Source organism: Cupriavidus pauculus (genome assembly GCF_003854935.1).
In the GTDB taxonomy this organism is placed as follows: Bacteria; Pseudomonadota; Gammaproteobacteria; order Burkholderiales; family Burkholderiaceae; genus Cupriavidus; species Cupriavidus pauculus_C.
Genome location: NZ_CP033969.1, coordinates 1,335,375 through 1,350,530 on the forward strand (window position 1 = coordinate 1,335,375; position 15,156 = coordinate 1,350,530).

The window sequence follows — 15,156 nt, forward strand, 5'->3', positions numbered from 1 at the left end:
CTCAAGCCTCTACAAAATGTATGAGTTATTCAAACACCGGCTTCACTGCGACTCTTCCGTAGTGATGAACCTGGACATGGCAGTCGGGATGTACCAGTACACGATTGCTTAGAGCGTCGGACCCACCTACTACTCTGGGTTCGATGTGATGGTCATGCCACCCGGTCTCTTTGCTTATCGCGCTGTGACACACCGCGCACAAGCCTCGCTGGGACATGAACAGCTTTGCCCACTGCTTCCGGTACGCCATGCTTTCTGCCATGCGTTCCTGTCGCAGCGTTTCGCCATACATTTCCTGCGCTGGGTCGAAAGGGTTGTAGTCCCCCCGCACCTTCTTGTGCCTCCGGATTGGCGTACTCGGGATCGAATACAGTCCTTTCCAGTAGCGTTCGCCAGCCTTGTTCACTTCCGTGGAACCGAACACCCAATTCCGATCATCGATTGATGCGAAATATTTCTTTCGCACCCAGTCAACTTTCTTTCTTCGATGTCGCCGTTTTGCCCACCGCCACAGAGCCCTAAAAATCAGGTGCTCCATTCTGGTGAACGTCGCCTTCGCAACCACTGGGCTGTGATACTGCGCCCAGCCCCTAAGCATCGGGTTCAGCGTTTGGACTAGGTCCGCCTGCTTTCGCCCGCTGTGAGCACTGATGACCTCCTTCACCTTGCAATAAAACGTTTGTGCGTTCTTCTTGCTCGGTTTGATGAGCAGGGTTCCCGAGTACTTCCGGAAATTCCACCCAAGGAAGTCAAAGCCTTCAGCGATGTTGACGATTCGCGTTTTCTCCGTGGACAGCGAAAGCCCCCTTGTTGCTAGGAACTGTTCCACCCACGGCTTCACTTCGTTTTCTAGGACTTCCGGCGTGTAGCCGGTGATCACGAAGTCATCCGCATACCGTACGACATTCACTTTCAACTTCTTAGTATTGGTTACTCCCAGCTTTGCCCGTAGGGACTCGACCAGTTGTTGTTCCAACCCATTCAGTGCCACGTTAGCCAAGGTCGGGGAAATGATGCCCCCCTGTGGTGTTCCAGCGTCGGTCGCCTGAAACTGGCCTTGAAATACCACGCCAGCTTTCAACCACTTCCGCAGGATTGCTTTGTCCATAGGGACATTGCGTTCCAGCCAGTCGTGGCTGATATGGTCGAAACACCCTTTGATATCCGCTTCTAGGATCCATTGGGCCGAAGCCTTTCTGGATAAGTTGACGAATAGCTGGGACATGGCATCCGCCGTGGATCGATTGATCCGGAACCCATAGGAGTTCGGATCGCTCGTCCCTTCGGACACTGGTTCCAGCGCCAGCAGATACAACGCCTGCATGGCTCTGTCCAACATGGTCGGAATACCCAGAGGGCGTTCCTTCCCGTTGGCTTTGGGGATAAAGACCCGCCGTAATGGCATGGGCCGATACCCCCGGCGCTTCAACCGCCCAATGGCTTCCCATCGGGCTTCAGGCGATTTCCACTTTTCGCGGTCGACTCCTGCCGTCCGCGCACCTTGGTTCATCGCCACTCGCCTTACCGCCGATGCTTTGGCGGAAAACGAGCGGGTCAGGGATCGTTGCAGGGCTTTCACCCGGCGCCAATCCCCTTCCTGTGTTGCCTTCGCAATTCGAATCTGCATTGCCCGAACATTCCGATCAACGCGGCGCCAATTGATGTCGCCCCATCGTTGCGGGATGCCGGAGGGCGCAGATTCATCCTCTCGGATCAATGCTTCCATGCTGCTCTCCTATCTTGAGGACTTCCCCAAACAGCAGAGACAACATGCCCCCTTGGGGGCATGTCACCCCCCAAGGGAAGAAAATTAAACAAGCGAGTTCAGTCAGCCGCCTTGCGACGAAAGACCAGTTGGAAGTCTGCTCGCTTTCGCGTGGGATGATGTTTCAATCCCTATCCGGACCATTACAGCCTGGCGTTCGCTTTCTCCAACCTCCCATACCCGCACAGCCAACAGCGTTCCTTACGGTTCGCCTGCCTGAGTCAAACTGCACTCCGGCAGCCATACGGGCTTACCACGTTCCCTGCGCATTACACGACTGGGTTAGGGCCTGCCTCTCCGCCGGTGGTCATACTAGCGACGTGTCCCGAGTTTTGAGCGGGGCATCCGACCACGTACCTTTTGGTTAGTGCCTATCAGCAGCTTTGGCACCGCAATCCTTACGACGTTTATCAGCAGTTCACTGCGTTACCCATACCAGCCAGCCCGCACCTCGACCCCTTTGCTGCTTGGAGCCTTTACATCCCCGCCTCACGGCATGGACGCACCCTTACGGGGGCAGCGTTGTCAGAAGAGCTTCACACCCCACCGTTACCAGTGACGCATGTCTCCCTAGGCTACTGCTAGTCGCATAGCAGGTTCTCTATCGAGGCACCCTCGCGGGTGTATTCGACCGAACCATAACGCGCAGAGCTATACGCTCCGGGAAACCTCACTTCATTACTTCGGTGCCTCCGTGCTGGCAGGCGCTTGACAACAGACGGGCTCTTACGAGCGCATGGCCTGTGTCCCAAAGAACGTAGCGCCGACCCTATTGGGTCGGCTTAAATGCTATGTAGCGAACACGCAGCGAAACTGCCGCTGCATGTCCACCCGCACCCTCCGGGGAGAGCGCGTACTGCAAAGACACCTGCCCAAAGGCAAGCGTCCCCGCCTTTGGGCAATGGCTGGAAATCCATCCAGCAAATAGCAAGCTGCGATTTAGCCGATACGCTGGCCTTGCCGCAACACATGGACTCGCTCCAGCCTTGCGGCTGGGCTTGTCAAAGCAAGAAATGGTTGAGATTGGACGGTTCAGGCCGAGGCTTTCCCCTTGTCTCAACGAAAGGTCGATGCTCCTTACGTTGGAGCTACCCGGACACGAGTGTGCGTGTCGCACCAAAACCGGTGGATTATATGCGATGCGCATGTACCATGGCCGAAGCCTGCATCGCGGTGGAAGGGAATGTCAGGAGGGCGCGCCGCGCCGTGCCGCACCTATAATGCCGCCATGGACAAGCCCCAAGCCTCACGACGGCATGTCCGCCGCACCGCCTGGTGGGTGGCGTTTGCTGCCCTGGCCGGGTTCCTGCTGGCCGACCTGACCTGACGCCTCGCGTGCTCCACGAAGTGCGCCGCCCGCCGCAGCCATCGCCCGGCGGGCTATCTCGTTGTTTTCTTTGCGCTTTTCCGTAAACCGGTCTATAATCGCCGGTTCCTTCGGTTGCGTTTCACGCGCAAACCGTCTGCGGCGCACGAAACGGCGCCGGCTCCGGGGCTCCCCGGGGCAGCATTCATCGTTTCAATCAACATCGAGAGGTTCGACAATGTACGCGGTCGTAAAAACCGGCGGCAAGCAATACAAGGTTGCTGCTGGCGAAAAACTGAAAGTAGAACAGATACCGGCTGACATTGGCGCAGAAATCACGCTGGACCAGGTGCTCGCAGTGGGCGCTGGCGACCAAATCAAGTTTGGTACGCCGCTGGTGAGCGGGGCTTCCGTCAAGGCTACCGTTATCGCCCAGGGTCGTCACGACAAGGTGAAGATCTTCAAGATGCGCCGTCGCAAGCACTACCAGAAGCGTCAGGGCCATCGTCAGAATTACACCGAACTGCGTATCGAAGCCATCGTGGCCTGAGCTCCGGCTCGGACACCCGTTTCATCGCACTAGGTCAACTGGAGTTAAGACATGGCACAGAAAAAAGGCGGCGGTTCCACGCGGAACGGCCGTGATTCGGAATCGAAGCGTCTGGGCGTGAAGGTGTACGGTGGCCAGGCCATCAACGCCGGCGGCATCATCGTCCGTCAACGCGGCACCCGCGTGCACGCTGGTGACAACGTCGGCGTGGGCAAGGATCACACCCTGTTCGCGCTGGTGGACGGCCACGTGCAGTTCGCCGTCAAGGGCCCTGCCAAGAAGCAGCAAGTCAGCGTCGTTCCGGCGGCCTGATACAGCCTTTGCAGCACGAAAGGCCCCGCAGCACATGCGGGGCTTTTTCTTTTGTGGCGCGATAGAATGGCGCCAGCCTCGCTGGCCGGCGTCCGCCGCCGCACCCACCTCGGATATCCAACATGAAGTTCATTGACGAAGCCCGTATCGAAGCGATCGCCGGCAATGGCGGCAACGGGAGCGCTTCGTTCCGGCGCGAGAAATTTGTGCCCTTCGGTGGCCCCGACGGCGGTGACGGCGGCCGTGGCGGCAGCGTGTTCGCGCAGGCCGACCGCAATATCAATACGCTGATCGACTACCGCTACGCCAAGAAGCACGTGGCGCGCAACGGCGAGAACGGCCGTGGCTCGGACTGCTACGGCGCCGCCGGCGAGGACGTGACGCTGCGCATGCCCGTGGGCACGCTGATTACCGACATGGACACCGGCGAGGTCATCGCCGACCTGACCGAGCATGGCCAGCGCGTGTGCCTGGCCGAGGGCGGCATGGGCGGCTGGGGCAACCTGCACTTCAAGTCGAGCACCAACCGCGCGCCGCGCCAGCAGGTCGACGGCAAGCCCGGCGAGCGCCGCATGCTCAAGCTGGAGCTCAAGGTGCTGGCCGACGTGGGCCTGCTCGGCATGCCGAACGCCGGCAAGTCGACGTTCATCACGCAGGTGTCGAATGCCCGCCCCAAGGTGGCGGACTACCCGTTCACGACGCTGCACCCGAACCTTGGCGTGGTGCGCGTGGACCACGAGCAGTCGTTCGTGGTGGCGGACATCCCCGGCCTGATCGAGGGTGCCGCCGAAGGCGCCGGCCTGGGTCACCAGTTCCTGCGCCACCTGCAGCGCACCGGCCTGCTGCTCCATATCGTCGACATCGCGCCGTTCGACGAAAACGTCGACCCGGTGGCGGAGGCCAAGGCCATCGTCGGCGAGCTGAAGAAGTACGACGAAACCCTGTTCGACAAGCCGCGCTGGCTGGTGCTGAACAAGGTGGACATGGTGCCCGACGAGGAGCGCGCGGCCCGCGTGAAGGACTTCATCAAGCGCTTCAAGTGGAAGGGGCCGGTGTTCCATATCTCGGCCCTGACCGGCGAAGGCTGCCGCGAACTGATCTACGCGATCAAGGACCACCTGGCCGCGATCAAGGCCGAGGAAGCCGCCGCGCTGGCCGAACCGGACATCCGGCTCGACGACCGCCTGCACAACGTCGACCGGGGCGGCGAACAGGCGTAAGCTGCCCGGCTCCCCTACAACAACCACGGCTCGGAGACAGGAACCCCGCCATGCAATCGGTCATCGCGCAGGCTAAACGTATCGTCGTCAAAGTGGGCTCCAGCCTGGTCACCAACGACGGCAAAGGGCTGGACCACGACGCCATCGCGCGCTGGGCGGCCCAGATCGCCAAGCTGCGCGGCACGGGCAAGGAGGTGGTGCTGGTCAGCTCGGGCGCCATCGCCGAGGGCATGCAGCGGCTGGGCTGGGCGCGCCGGCCGAAGGAAATCCACGAACTCCAGGCCGCGGCGGCGGTGGGCCAGATGGGCCTGGCGCAGGTCTACGAGAGCCAGTTCGGCCGCTACGGCATCCGCACCGCGCAGGTGCTGCTGACCCACGCCGACCTGGCCGACCGCGAGCGCTACCTCAATGCGCGGTCCACGCTGCTGACGCTGCTGTCGCTGGGCGTGGTGCCGATCATTAACGAGAACGACACCGTGGTCACCGACGAAATCAAGTTCGGCGACAACGACACGCTGGGCGCCCTGGTCACGAACCTGATCGAAGGCGACGCGCTGGTGATCCTGACCGACCAGCGCGGCCTGTACACGGCCGATCCGCGCAAGGACCCGAACGCCGAGTTCGTGCACGAGGCGCTGGCCGGTACGCCCGAGCTGGAGGCGATGGCGGGCGGCGCGGGCACGTCCATCGGCCGCGGTGGCATGCTGACCAAGATCCTGGCGGCCAAGCGGGCGGCCAAGTCCGGCGCGCACACGACGATCGCGTCGGGCCGCGAGGCCGACGTGCTGGGCCGGCTGGCCGCCGGCGAGGCCATCGGCACCCAGTTGCTGGCGCCCACCGGGCGGCTCACGGCCCGCAAGCAATGGATGGCCGACCACCTGCAACTGCGCGGCCGCGTGGTGATCGATGCCGGCGCGGTGGAAAAGCTGACGGGCGGCGGCAAGTCGCTGCTGCCGATTGGCGTGACCGAGGTGCAGGGCGAATTCGCGCGCGGCGAGGTGGTGGCCTGCGTCGATACCGCCGGGCGCGAGGTCGCGCGCGGCATCACCAACTATTCGAGCGCGGAGGCGCGGCTCATCGCCCGCAAGCCGTCGTCGGAAATCGAATCGGTGCTGGGCCACCTGAACGAGCCCGAGCTGATTCACCGCGACAACCTCGTACTGGTCTGATACCGGCCCGCGCAAGAAAAAACGGCGAGTCCCGCAGGGGGCTCGCCGTTTTGCGTTGGGGCGCCAGGATCGGTTCAGCGGCTCGGCGCGTACGCCTTCAGGTCTCGGATGATCTGTTCCGGCTTGCCCGCCACGGTGCGGCCTTCGCAGAAGTAATCGGTCGCCAGCGTCGCCGCGTAGGCGTTGCGGGCGCGGTTCTGCATCCGGATCCACATGTCGCGCGACTCGCCCAGGTTCGGCACCCAGGCCGTGGCGCCCTTGGGCAGCGTGGCGTAGATGCGACGCTCGAAGGCGTCGCAGCGCAGGCCCTCGTAGCTGACGTTGCGGCCGCCGCCGGCGCTGGTGATGACCACCGTGTAGCGCACCACGCGGTCGACGCCGACCGAGATCGACTTCGGATCCACGGCAAAGCGGAAGTCCGACGAATCGTTGACCGAGAACGGAATCAGGTCCTCGTCGCGCGGCAGGGCGGGCAGGGCCGCCTCGGCCTCCTTGAACGGCCGGTCCTCGAACGGGTTCAGGAAGCCGCTGTCGGCCGCCTTTTCCTCTTCCTCGGGCAAGCCCTTGGCCGTGGTCTTGCAGCCGGCAAGCGCCAGGCACGCCGCTGCCAGCAACAGGCCGGAGCACAGGCTCCGGCCGCTGAAACTAGTCATCCATGACTCCGGTTGGTGGTCGCCGGCGAATCCGGCGTAAGAGAAGATTCCTGCGCACTGGCCGCGCCGCCGCTGGCCACGGGCCCGGCCGAGGCGGTGGCCTCGATGGCCGGCATGCCCGCCGCCTGCCTGGCCGGCCGCGCGCCGTCGCCGTGCCGGGCGTGCCCGACGTGGTGGTGCCCGTAGGGGCTCAGTGGCACGCGGGCGCGGTTCAGGAAGCGCGACAGCTCGGTCAGCGCCAACTGGTAGACCTCGCGCTTGAACTCGATGACGGCGTCGAGCGGCACCCAGTATTCGCTCCAGCGCCAGGCGTCGAATTCGGGATGGTCCGATGCGCGCAGGTGGATGTCGCAGTCGCGGCAAACCATGCGCAGCAGGAACCAGATCTGCTTCTGGCCCTTGTAATGGCCGCGGATCTCGCGGCGGATGAACTTGTCCGGCACCTCATAACGCAGCCAGTCGCGCGTGCGACCGACAATCCTGACATGCTCCGGAAGCAGGCCGACTTCTTCTTGCAACTCCCGATACATGGCCTGTTCCGGCGTCTCGCCGTACTTGATGCCACCTTGCGGAAACTGCCAGGAGTGTTCGCCGATTCGCTTGCCCCAGAAAACCTCGTTACGTGCGTTGATGAGGATGATGCCGACGTTCGGGCGAAAGCCTTCACGATCGAGCATGACTGCACCTCGAATCCTTTAGAATTACGTCGATTATAAGGGATGCGCGCGCAACGGCCTGACCCCGGGAATGCTGGTTTTCCCGAGCAGATGGGCAGTTTCAGGCGCGTCTCCCCGGAACCGGAAGCCCTTTGCCGCCGGCCGGCGGCGCGGCCGCCGACGGCCCGCCACGACCCGCATCACGAGAAACCAACGGATGAAAGCCTCGCATTTCTTCATTTCCACCCTCAAGGAAGCCCCCGCCGACGCGGAAATCGTGTCGCACAAACTGATGATGCGGGCCGGCATGATCCGCAAGCTGGGCGCCGGCATCTACAGCTACATGCCGGTGGGCCTGCGCGTGATCCGCAAGGTGGAGAACATCGTTCGCGAGGAAATGAACCGCGCCGGCGCCGTGGAACTGCTGATGCCGGTGGTCCAGCCGGCCGAGCTGTGGCAGGAAACCGGCCGCTGGGACAAGATGGGCCCGGAACTGCTGCGCCTGAAAGACCGCCACGAGCGCGACTTTGCCGTCCAGCCGACGTCCGAGGAAGTGGTCACGGACATCGCCCGGTCCGAAATCCGCAGCTACAAGCAGCTGCCGGTCAATTTCTACCAGATCCAGACCAAATTCCGCGACGAGCGCCGGCCCCGCTTCGGCATCATGCGCGGCCGCGAGTTCACGATGAAGGACGCCTACTCGTTCGACCGTGACGTGGACGGCCTGAAGGTGTCGTACCAGAGCATGTACGACGCCTACGTGCGCATCTTCCAGCGGTTCGGCCTGCAGTTCCGCGCCGTGGCGGCCGACAACGGCGCCATCGGCGGGTCCGGCTCGCACGAATTTCACGTGATCGCGGAGACCGGCGAGGACGCCATCGTCTACTGCCCGACGTCCGACTACGCCGCGAACATGGAAGCCGCCGAGGCCCTGCCGCTGGCCGCCGCGCGGCCCGCGCCGGCCGAGGACCTGACGAAGACGTCGACGCCCGGCAAGGCCAAGTGCGAGCACGTGGCCGAATTCCTCGGCATGCCGCTGGCCCGGACGGTCAAGTCGATCGTGCTGGCCACCGACGGCGACGCCGGCGTGCAGATCTGGCTGCTGCTGATCCGCGGCGACCACGAGCTGAACGAGGTCAAGGCGTCGAAGGTGCCCGGCCTGGCCGAATTCCGATTCGCCACCGAGACCGAGATCGTCGACACGTTCGGCTCGCCCCCGGGCTACCTGGGCCCCATCGGCACGAAGAAGCCGGTCAAGGTGGTGGCGGACCGTACTGTCGCCAACATGGCCGATTTTTGCTGCGGCGCCAACGAGCGCGACTACCACTACACCGGCGTGAACTGGGGCCGCGACCTGCCCGAGCCGGTGGTGGCCGACCTGCGCAATGTCGTGGCCGGCGATGCCTCGCCGGACGGCAAGGGCACGCTGGAAATCTGCCGCGGCATCGAGGTGGGCCACGTGTTCATGCTCGGCACCCGCTATTCGGAGTCGATGAACGCCGTGTTCCTGGACGAAAACGGCAAGACCCAGCCGATGCAGATGGGCTGCTATGGCATCGGCGTCACGCGCATCCTGGGCGCCGCCATCGAGCAGAACTATGACGAGCGCGGCATCATCTGGCCGGCGGCGATTGCGCCGTTCGCCGTGGTGGTCTGCCCGGTCGGCTACGACCGCAACGAGGCCGTGAAGGCCGAGGCCGACCGCATCCATGCCGAACTGCTGGCCGCTGGCGTGGACGTGATCCTGGACGACCGTGGCGAGCGCCCGGGCGTGATGTTTGCCGACTGGGAACTGATCGGCGTGCCGCACCGCGTGGTGGTGGGCGACCGCGGCCTGAAGGAAGGCAAGGTCGAGTACCAGGGCCGCCGCGACGCCCAGGCCACCCCGGTGGCCGTGGCCGACGTGGTGGCGCACGTGCGCGGCCTGCTGGCAAGCTGACCGCCACCCCGAGCCGACGCGCCATGCCCGCCCAGCTTCTCCCCATCCGCCGCCCCCTGGCTGCCCTGGCCGCCGGCCTGCTGTGTGCCGTGCTGGCCACGGCGGCGCATGCCGGTGCGCAGAAGGAAGAGGCGCTGGCCGATTCCGTGCGCGGCGCGCTGGCCGCGGCCATCGCCGACAACCGGCCGGTCCGGCCGGTGTTTGCGTCGGGCGCCGAGCGGCTCGGCTACCTGAAATGGCTGGGCGAGATGTCGCGCCGGCTGGAAGCGCGGCTGCCTGACCCGCAGACGCGCGTGGAACTGATCGAAACCGTCTATTACGAAGCCAAGCGCGCCGGGCTGGAACCGTCGCTGGTGCTGGGCCTGGTACAGGTGGAAAGCGGCTTCCGCAAGTACGCGATCAGCTCGGCCGATGCGCGCGGGCTGATGCAGGTGATGCCGTTCTGGGTGCGAACCATCGGCGACGGCGACACGCGCAAGCTGTTCCACCTGCAGAGCAACCTGCGGTACGGCTGCACGATCCTGCGCCACTACCTCGATCGCGAGAACGGCGACCTGTACCTGGCGCTGGGCCGCTACAACGGCAGCCGGGGCCGGGCCGAGTACCCGAACGCGGTGCTGGGCGCCTGGAAGCGCTGGCAGTATTCCGAGGCCACGGTGACGATTGCGGGCGATCCGGACGGCGCCGTGCCGGCCGCCACCGCGCCGGCGCGCCGCACGCTGCCGCCGGAGTCTCCGGCGCGCAACCCGTTTTCGCCGCAGCGGCTGACCAATCCGTCATGACCCGAGAATCCCGCGCGGGCTATCGCGCGACGTCCCCCGAGCTGGAGCAATGGCTGGCGCGGCATATCGAACAGGGTTTCGATGCCGAGGCGCTGGTGCTGTCGATGCTGCGCTCGGGCTACGACGCCACGTTTGCCCGCGATACCGTCAACGCGGCCCTGGGCCATCGCGCCCCGGCGCGGCAGGCCCCGGCGCCCGCGCCGACCGGCCCGCGCGGCGTGCCCCAGCCGCCGGCGGCCGCCCCGGCCGAGACCCAGACGCCCACCGGCCGCAACGCGTTCCACCACGACGGCCGCGACGTGCCGATCCTGTTCGCGCTGGAAGCGCCGCGCATCCTGCTGCTGCAGAACCTGCTGGACGGCACCGAGTGCGACGCGCTGATCTCGCTAGCGCGCGACCGCCTGCACCGCTCGCCGGTGGTCAATCCCGATACCGGCGACGAGAACCTGATCGACGCCCGCACGAGCATGGGCGCGATGTTCCAGGTGGGCGAGCACGCGCTGATCCAGCGCATCGAGGCGCGCATCGCGGCCATCACGGGTTTGCCGGTCGACCACGGCGAAGGGCTGCAGATCCTGAACTACAAGCCCGGCGGCGAATACCAGCCGCATTTCGACTTCTTCAATCCGAACCGCGCCGGCGAGGCGCGCCAGCTCCGCGTGGGCGGCCAGCGCGTGGCAACGCTGGTGATCTACCTGAACAGCCCGCCCTCGGGCGGCGCCACGGCGTTCCCAAAGCTGGGCCTCGAAGTGGCACCGGTCAAGGGCAACGCGGTGTTCTTCCGCTACAAGCAGGCCGATGGCACGCTGGACGAGCGCACGCTGCACGCCGGCCTGCCCGTGGAATCGGGCGAGAAGTGGATCGCCACCAAGTGGCTGCGCGAGCATCCCTACCGCAGCCAGGTCTGATCGAACCCTTGGATAGCCGGCCCGCGCGCCGGCCCCGTCACCCGGTGTCTCCCTCCGGACGGCGGACCCGTATCGGCGCTTTTCCTCTCAACTGTACCGGTACTGTATCGTGACGTGTCCCTAGACTGAGTGCCTGTTCCAGTCTTCGGAGTTCGCCATGGCCCTGTCCGCCACGCCCCAACTTGCCGCCAGCACCAGCGTGCTGCTGGCGTACAGCGCCTTCCTGCTGGTGTCGTCGATCACGCCCGGCCCGAACAATACGATGCTGCTGGCGTCGGGTGTCAATTTCGGCCTGCGCCGTACCGTGCCGCACCTGCTCGGCATCTCGATCGGGATGGTGGTGATGATCACGGTGGTCGGCCTCGGCCTGGGGTCGGTCTTCACGGCCCTGCCGTGGACGTGGAACGTGCTGCGCGTGGCCGCCACGGCCTACCTGGTCTGGCTGGCGTGGAAGCTGGCCACGGCCGGCGGCCTGCAGGACCGCGAGGTGAGCCGGCCGATGACGTTCCTGCGCGCGGCCGCGTTCCAGTGGGTCAATCCGAAGGCGTGGGTGATGGCGGTGGGGGCGTGCAGCGCCTATGTGCTGCATCCGAACATCTGGGTCAACGCGGCGCTGATGGCCGTGTTGTGCGGGATGGTGAACCTGCCGAGCATCACCACCTGGGCGGTGTTCGGCGCCGGCCTGCGCCGCTGGCTGGCCAATCCGCGCGTGCTGCGCGCGTTCAACGTGACGATGGCGCTGCTGCTGCTGGCATCGCTCTGGCCGATCCTGGGCGCGGCCCCGCACGGCGGCTGAGCCGGGCAGGGCAGTGGTGGCGGGCGCCCGGAGCCGGGCGCCGGCGCCGCGCGTCAGACCAGCGCGCGGATGGCGCCGAGATTGCGCCAGTAGCCCTTGACGTCCATGCCGCAGCCAAAGACGTAGCGGTCCGGCACCTGGAAGCCGCAGAAGTCCGGGTGCATCGGCTTGGCCTTGGTCAGCGTCTTTTCGCACAGCACGGCGGCGTGGAATTCCTTGGCGCCCATGTCCATGATGCGCTCGCGGATGGCCGCCATGGTCTCGCCTTCGTCCAGGATGTCGTCCAGCACCAGCACCACGCGGTCCTTGACCGATTCGCGCGGGGCCACACGCCATTGCATCTCGCCGCCCACGGTCTTGTTGTTGTAGCGCGAGAGGTGGATGTAGTCGAATTCCAGCGGGAACTGCAGCTTGGGCAGCAGCATGCCCGTGAACACCACGGCGCCACCCATCACGGAAAGCACCAGCGGAAAGGCGTCGCCCATGCTCGCCGTGATGTCGCTGGCCATGCGGTCCAGCGAGTCCTGCACCTCCTGGGCGCTGACGATTTCCTCGGAGCTGGCCCAGAGTTCGCGGGCCTGTTCGGCGGTCATCATGATCGGTGTGTCCTGTTACGTGTCTTTTTGCGGAAAGGGGCGGGAGCCGGCGGATCAGCGGTTGAAGAGGCCCTTCATGCCGCCCTTCATGCCGCCCATCTGGCGCATCATCTTCATCATGCCGCCGCCCTTCAGCTTCTTCATCATGCCCTGCATCTGGTCGAACTGGTTCAGCAGGCGGTTCACCTCCTGCACCGGCACGCCGGCGCCGGCCGCGATGCGGCGCTTGCGGCTGGCCTTGATCAGCTCCGGCTTGGCGCGCTCGGCGGGGGTCATGCTGTTGATGATGCCCTCCATGCGGCGCACCTGCTTTTCGGCCTGGTCCATGTTGGCGCCCTGCGCCTGCTGCGCGAACTGGGCCGGCAGCTTGTCGACCAAGCTGCCCAGGCCGCCCATCTTCTTCATTTGGCCGATCTGGGCCTTGAAGTCTTCCAGGTCGAAGCCGCCGGTCTTCTTGATCTTCTTGGCCAGCTTCTCGGCCGCTTCCATGTCCACGCCGCGCTGGGCTTCCTCCACCAGCGCGAGGATGTCGCCCATGCCCAGGATACGCTGGGCCATGCGGTCGGGATAGAACGGCTCCAGGCCGTCCAGCTTCTCGCCCACGCCCACGAACTTGATCGGGCGGCCCGTGATGTGGCGCACGGACAACGCGGCGCCGCCGCGCGCGTCGCCATCGAGCTTGGTCAGCACCACGCCGGTCAGCGGCAGGGCGTCGTTGAACGCCTTGGCGGTGTTGACGGCGTCCTGGCCCAGCATGGCGTCGACCACGAACAGCGTCTCGGCGGGCTTGATCTCGGCGTGCAGCGCGGCAATCTCCTGCATCATCGCCTCGTCGATACCCAGCCGGCCGGCCGTGTCGACGATCAGCACGTCGTGGTAATGCTTGCGCGCCCAGTCCAGCGCGGCCCGGGCGATGTCCACGGGCTTCTGGTCAGGCTGCGACGGGAAGAAGTCCGCGCCCACCTGCTCGGACACGGTCTTGAGCTGCGCGATGGCCGCGGGACGGTACACGTCGCACGACACGGTCAGCACCTTCTTCTTGCGGTTTTCCTTGAGCCACTTGGCCAGCTTGCCCGACGTGGTGGTCTTGCCCGCGCCCTGCAGGCCGGCCATCAGGATCACGGCGGGCGGCTGGACGTTCAGGTTCAGCTCGTTGACCTTGGCGTCGGCCACGGCGTCGTCGCCGCCGATGATGGCGGTCAGCTCGCGCTGCACCACGCCCACCAGCGCCTGGCCCGGCGTCAGGCTCGTGACGACTTCCTCGCCAAGCGCCTTTTCCTTGACGCGTGCGACAAATTCGCGCACCACGGGCAGCGCCACGTCGGCTTCGAGCATGGCAAGGCGCACTTCGCGCAGCATCTCGGCGGTGTTGGCCTCGGTCAGTCGGGCCTCGCCGCGCATGGTCTTGACGACCCGCGCCAGGCGTTGTGTGAGGTTATCCAGCATGGCAGAAAAGGGAGAGGATTCGGCTTGGAATGCGGGGGCGCAGCCGGCATGTCGGGGGCGTTGTGGCGGGAATCCATCGCCAGAACCACCCGTGATGGCACTAAGGTAAACTGCGCAAATGGCCATTGTACTGTATGCCTTGACGGCAATTCTCTACTGCGGCCTGGCCTTCCACGGCTGGGCGACGCGCAACCCGCAACTGGCGGCCGCCGGCGGGGCAGCGGTCGGGCCGCAGGGGCGCGCCGCGGCAATGGCCGTGCTGGTGCCCGCGCCGGTGCCGGGCGACGCGGCCGCCGGACAGCCGGCCTGGTGGCACGCGGCGGTGCTGGCCGCGCTGGTCAGCCACGGCGTGCTGCTGCACGAGACCATCTTCCCGTCTGACCACATGATGTTCGGCTTTGCCTTCGCGCTGTCGGCCATGCTGTGGCTGGGCGTGGGCATCTACTGGATCGAAAGCTTCTTCTTCTCGCTGGCCGGCCTGGGGCTGATCGTGTTCCCGGTGGCGATGCTGGCCAGCCTGATGCCGCTGGCGTTTCCGGGCGCGCAGATCCTGGGCTATGCCGCGCGGCCGCTGTTCAAGCTCCACTTCGTGATTGCCAACGTGGCCTACGGGCTGTTCACGCTGGCCGCGTTCCACGCCTTCCTGATGCTGCTGGCCGAGCGCCGGCTGCACGGCTTCAACCGGCCGGCCGCGGGCGAGCCGGCGTCCGGGCAGTGGCTGGGCCGCTGGCTGGACCTGCTGCCGCCGCTGCTGACGCTGGAAAAGCTGCTGTTCCGGCTGATCGCGGCCGGCTTTGTGCTGCTGACGCTGACCATCGCGTCGGGCTTCCTGTTCTCGGAGCAACTGTTCGCCCGCGCGTTCCGGGTGGACCACAAGACCGTGTTCGCCGTCATCTCCTGGGTGATGTTCGGCGGCATCCTGGTCGGCCGGCGCTTCCGGGGCTGGCGCGGGCGCACGGCGCTGCGCTGGGTCATCGCGTCGTTCGCCATCCTGCTGCTGGCCTATGTCGGCAGCCGCTTCGTCATCGAGGTGGTGCTGCACCGGATCACCTGACCGG

General features: G+C 65.6%; 14 protein-coding genes. 9 read left to right on the plus strand and 5 right to left on the minus strand.

All coding sequences use genetic code 11. The annotated features are described in order from the left end of the window. Positions 1–25: 25 nt before the first annotated feature. The gene (gene ltrA / locus EHF44_RS07845; RefSeq protein ID WP_124683222.1) at positions 26–1,726 is read right to left on the minus strand and encodes a group II intron reverse transcriptase/maturase; all 1,701 of its coding nucleotides are present in this window, start codon (positions 1,724–1,726) and stop codon (positions 26–28) included. A 1,583-nt stretch (positions 1,727–3,309) separates the two neighbouring features. On the opposite strand from ltrA, the gene rplU reads away from it, so the two are divergent. The 4 genes from rplU (at position 3,310) to proB (ending at position 6,322) form a co-directional block, all read left to right on the plus strand. Beyond that, a complete protein-coding gene (gene rplU, locus EHF44_RS07850) occupies positions 3,310–3,621 on the plus strand; it encodes a 50S ribosomal protein L21 (protein WP_008647259.1) in 312 nt (103 codons plus the stop codon). A 51-nt stretch (positions 3,622–3,672) separates the two neighbouring features. Further along, a complete protein-coding gene (rpmA, locus tag EHF44_RS07855; protein ID WP_124683223.1) occupies positions 3,673–3,933 on the plus strand; it encodes a 50S ribosomal protein L27 in 261 nt (86 codons plus the stop codon). 122 nt (positions 3,934–4,055) lie between these two features. Then, on the plus strand, positions 4,056–5,153 hold the full coding sequence (gene obgE / locus EHF44_RS07860; RefSeq protein WP_124683224.1) for a GTPase ObgE: 1,098 nt from the start codon (positions 4,056–4,058) through the stop codon (positions 5,151–5,153). A gap of 50 nt (positions 5,154–5,203) precedes the next feature. Further along, positions 5,204–6,322, plus strand: coding sequence for a glutamate 5-kinase (proB, locus tag EHF44_RS07865; protein ID WP_124683225.1), 1,119 nt, complete (start codon positions 5,204–5,206; stop codon positions 6,320–6,322). Between the two features lie 74 nt (positions 6,323–6,396). Here the strand turns inward: proB and EHF44_RS07870 are convergent, their stop codons facing one another. Together EHF44_RS07870 and EHF44_RS07875 are read right to left on the minus strand one after the other, a co-directional pair. Continuing rightward, on the minus strand, positions 6,397–6,975 hold the full coding sequence (locus tag EHF44_RS07870; protein WP_124683226.1) for a CNP1-like family protein: 579 nt from the start codon (positions 6,973–6,975) through the stop codon (positions 6,397–6,399). Then, positions 6,972–7,652, minus strand: a complete 681-nt coding sequence (locus EHF44_RS07875; RefSeq protein ID WP_253699996.1) for an RNA pyrophosphohydrolase — start codon at positions 7,650–7,652, stop codon at positions 6,972–6,974. The genes EHF44_RS07870 and EHF44_RS07875 overlap by 4 nt, the downstream gene beginning before the upstream one ends. A gap of 196 nt (positions 7,653–7,848) precedes the next feature. Here EHF44_RS07875 and EHF44_RS07880 point away from each other — a divergent pair, with 196 nt between their 5' ends. The 4 genes from EHF44_RS07880 (at position 7,849) to EHF44_RS07895 (ending at position 12,056) form a co-directional block, all read left to right on the plus strand. Then, positions 7,849–9,570: a proline--tRNA ligase gene (locus EHF44_RS07880; RefSeq protein ID WP_124683227.1), complete on the plus strand. Its 1,722-nt coding sequence runs from the start codon at positions 7,849–7,851 to the stop codon at positions 9,568–9,570. A gap of 23 nt (positions 9,571–9,593) precedes the next feature. Next, positions 9,594–10,352: a lytic transglycosylase domain-containing protein gene (locus EHF44_RS07885; RefSeq protein ID WP_124683228.1), complete on the plus strand. Its 759-nt coding sequence runs from the start codon at positions 9,594–9,596 to the stop codon at positions 10,350–10,352. Continuing rightward, positions 10,349–11,260 carry a 2OG-Fe(II) oxygenase gene (locus EHF44_RS07890; protein ID WP_124683229.1) on the plus strand — a complete coding sequence of 304 codons (912 nt, stop codon included), beginning with the start codon at positions 10,349–10,351 and terminating at the stop codon, positions 11,258–11,260. The genes EHF44_RS07885 and EHF44_RS07890 overlap by 4 nt, the downstream gene beginning before the upstream one ends. Before the next feature lie 157 nt (positions 11,261–11,417). Then, complete coding sequence (locus EHF44_RS07895; protein WP_124683230.1) at positions 11,418–12,056, plus strand: LysE family translocator; 639 nt, start codon at positions 11,418–11,420, stop codon at positions 12,054–12,056. A 53-nt stretch (positions 12,057–12,109) separates the two neighbouring features. On the opposite strand, the gene EHF44_RS07900 is transcribed toward EHF44_RS07895, so the two are convergent. Both EHF44_RS07900 and ffh read right to left on the minus strand, forming a co-directional pair. Continuing rightward, the gene (locus tag EHF44_RS07900; protein ID WP_124683231.1) at positions 12,110–12,652 is read right to left on the minus strand and encodes a hypoxanthine-guanine phosphoribosyltransferase; all 543 of its coding nucleotides are present in this window, start codon (positions 12,650–12,652) and stop codon (positions 12,110–12,112) included. Positions 12,653–12,706: 54 nt separating this feature from the next. Then, positions 12,707–14,098: a signal recognition particle protein gene (gene ffh, locus EHF44_RS07905; RefSeq protein WP_124683232.1), complete on the minus strand. Its 1,392-nt coding sequence runs from the start codon at positions 14,096–14,098 to the stop codon at positions 12,707–12,709. A 118-nt stretch (positions 14,099–14,216) separates the two neighbouring features. On the opposite strand from ffh, the gene EHF44_RS07910 reads away from it, so the two are divergent. Continuing rightward, on the plus strand, positions 14,217–15,152 hold the full coding sequence (locus EHF44_RS07910; RefSeq protein WP_124683233.1) for a cytochrome C assembly family protein: 936 nt from the start codon (positions 14,217–14,219) through the stop codon (positions 15,150–15,152). Positions 15,153–15,156 lie beyond the last annotated feature (4 nt).

Bases quoted from the DNA above. Each gene is read 5' to 3' on its own strand.
- ltrA (WP_124683222.1), bottom strand. From the start codon at position 1,726: ATGGAAGCATTGATCCGAGAGGATGAATCTGCGCCCTCCGGCATCCCG.
- rplU (WP_008647259.1), top strand. From the start codon at position 3,310: ATGTACGCGGTCGTAAAAACCGGCGGCAAGCAATACAAGGTTGCTGCT.
- rpmA (WP_124683223.1), top strand. From the start codon at position 3,673: ATGGCACAGAAAAAAGGCGGCGGTTCCACGCGGAACGGCCGTGATTCG.
- obgE (WP_124683224.1), top strand. From the start codon at position 4,056: ATGAAGTTCATTGACGAAGCCCGTATCGAAGCGATCGCCGGCAATGGC.
- proB (WP_124683225.1), top strand. From the start codon at position 5,204: ATGCAATCGGTCATCGCGCAGGCTAAACGTATCGTCGTCAAAGTGGGC.
- EHF44_RS07870 (WP_124683226.1), bottom strand. From the start codon at position 6,975: ATGACTAGTTTCAGCGGCCGGAGCCTGTGCTCCGGCCTGTTGCTGGCA.
- EHF44_RS07875 (WP_253699996.1), bottom strand. From the start codon at position 7,652: ATGCTCGATCGTGAAGGCTTTCGCCCGAACGTCGGCATCATCCTCATC.
- EHF44_RS07880 (WP_124683227.1), top strand. From the start codon at position 7,849: ATGAAAGCCTCGCATTTCTTCATTTCCACCCTCAAGGAAGCCCCCGCC.
- EHF44_RS07885 (WP_124683228.1), top strand. From the start codon at position 9,594: ATGCCCGCCCAGCTTCTCCCCATCCGCCGCCCCCTGGCTGCCCTGGCC.
- EHF44_RS07890 (WP_124683229.1), top strand. From the start codon at position 10,349: ATGACCCGAGAATCCCGCGCGGGCTATCGCGCGACGTCCCCCGAGCTG.
- EHF44_RS07895 (WP_124683230.1), top strand. From the start codon at position 11,418: ATGGCCCTGTCCGCCACGCCCCAACTTGCCGCCAGCACCAGCGTGCTG.
- EHF44_RS07900 (WP_124683231.1), bottom strand. From the start codon at position 12,652: ATGATGACCGCCGAACAGGCCCGCGAACTCTGGGCCAGCTCCGAGGAA.
- ffh (WP_124683232.1), bottom strand. From the start codon at position 14,098: ATGCTGGATAACCTCACACAACGCCTGGCGCGGGTCGTCAAGACCATG.
- EHF44_RS07910 (WP_124683233.1), top strand. From the start codon at position 14,217: ATGGCCATTGTACTGTATGCCTTGACGGCAATTCTCTACTGCGGCCTG.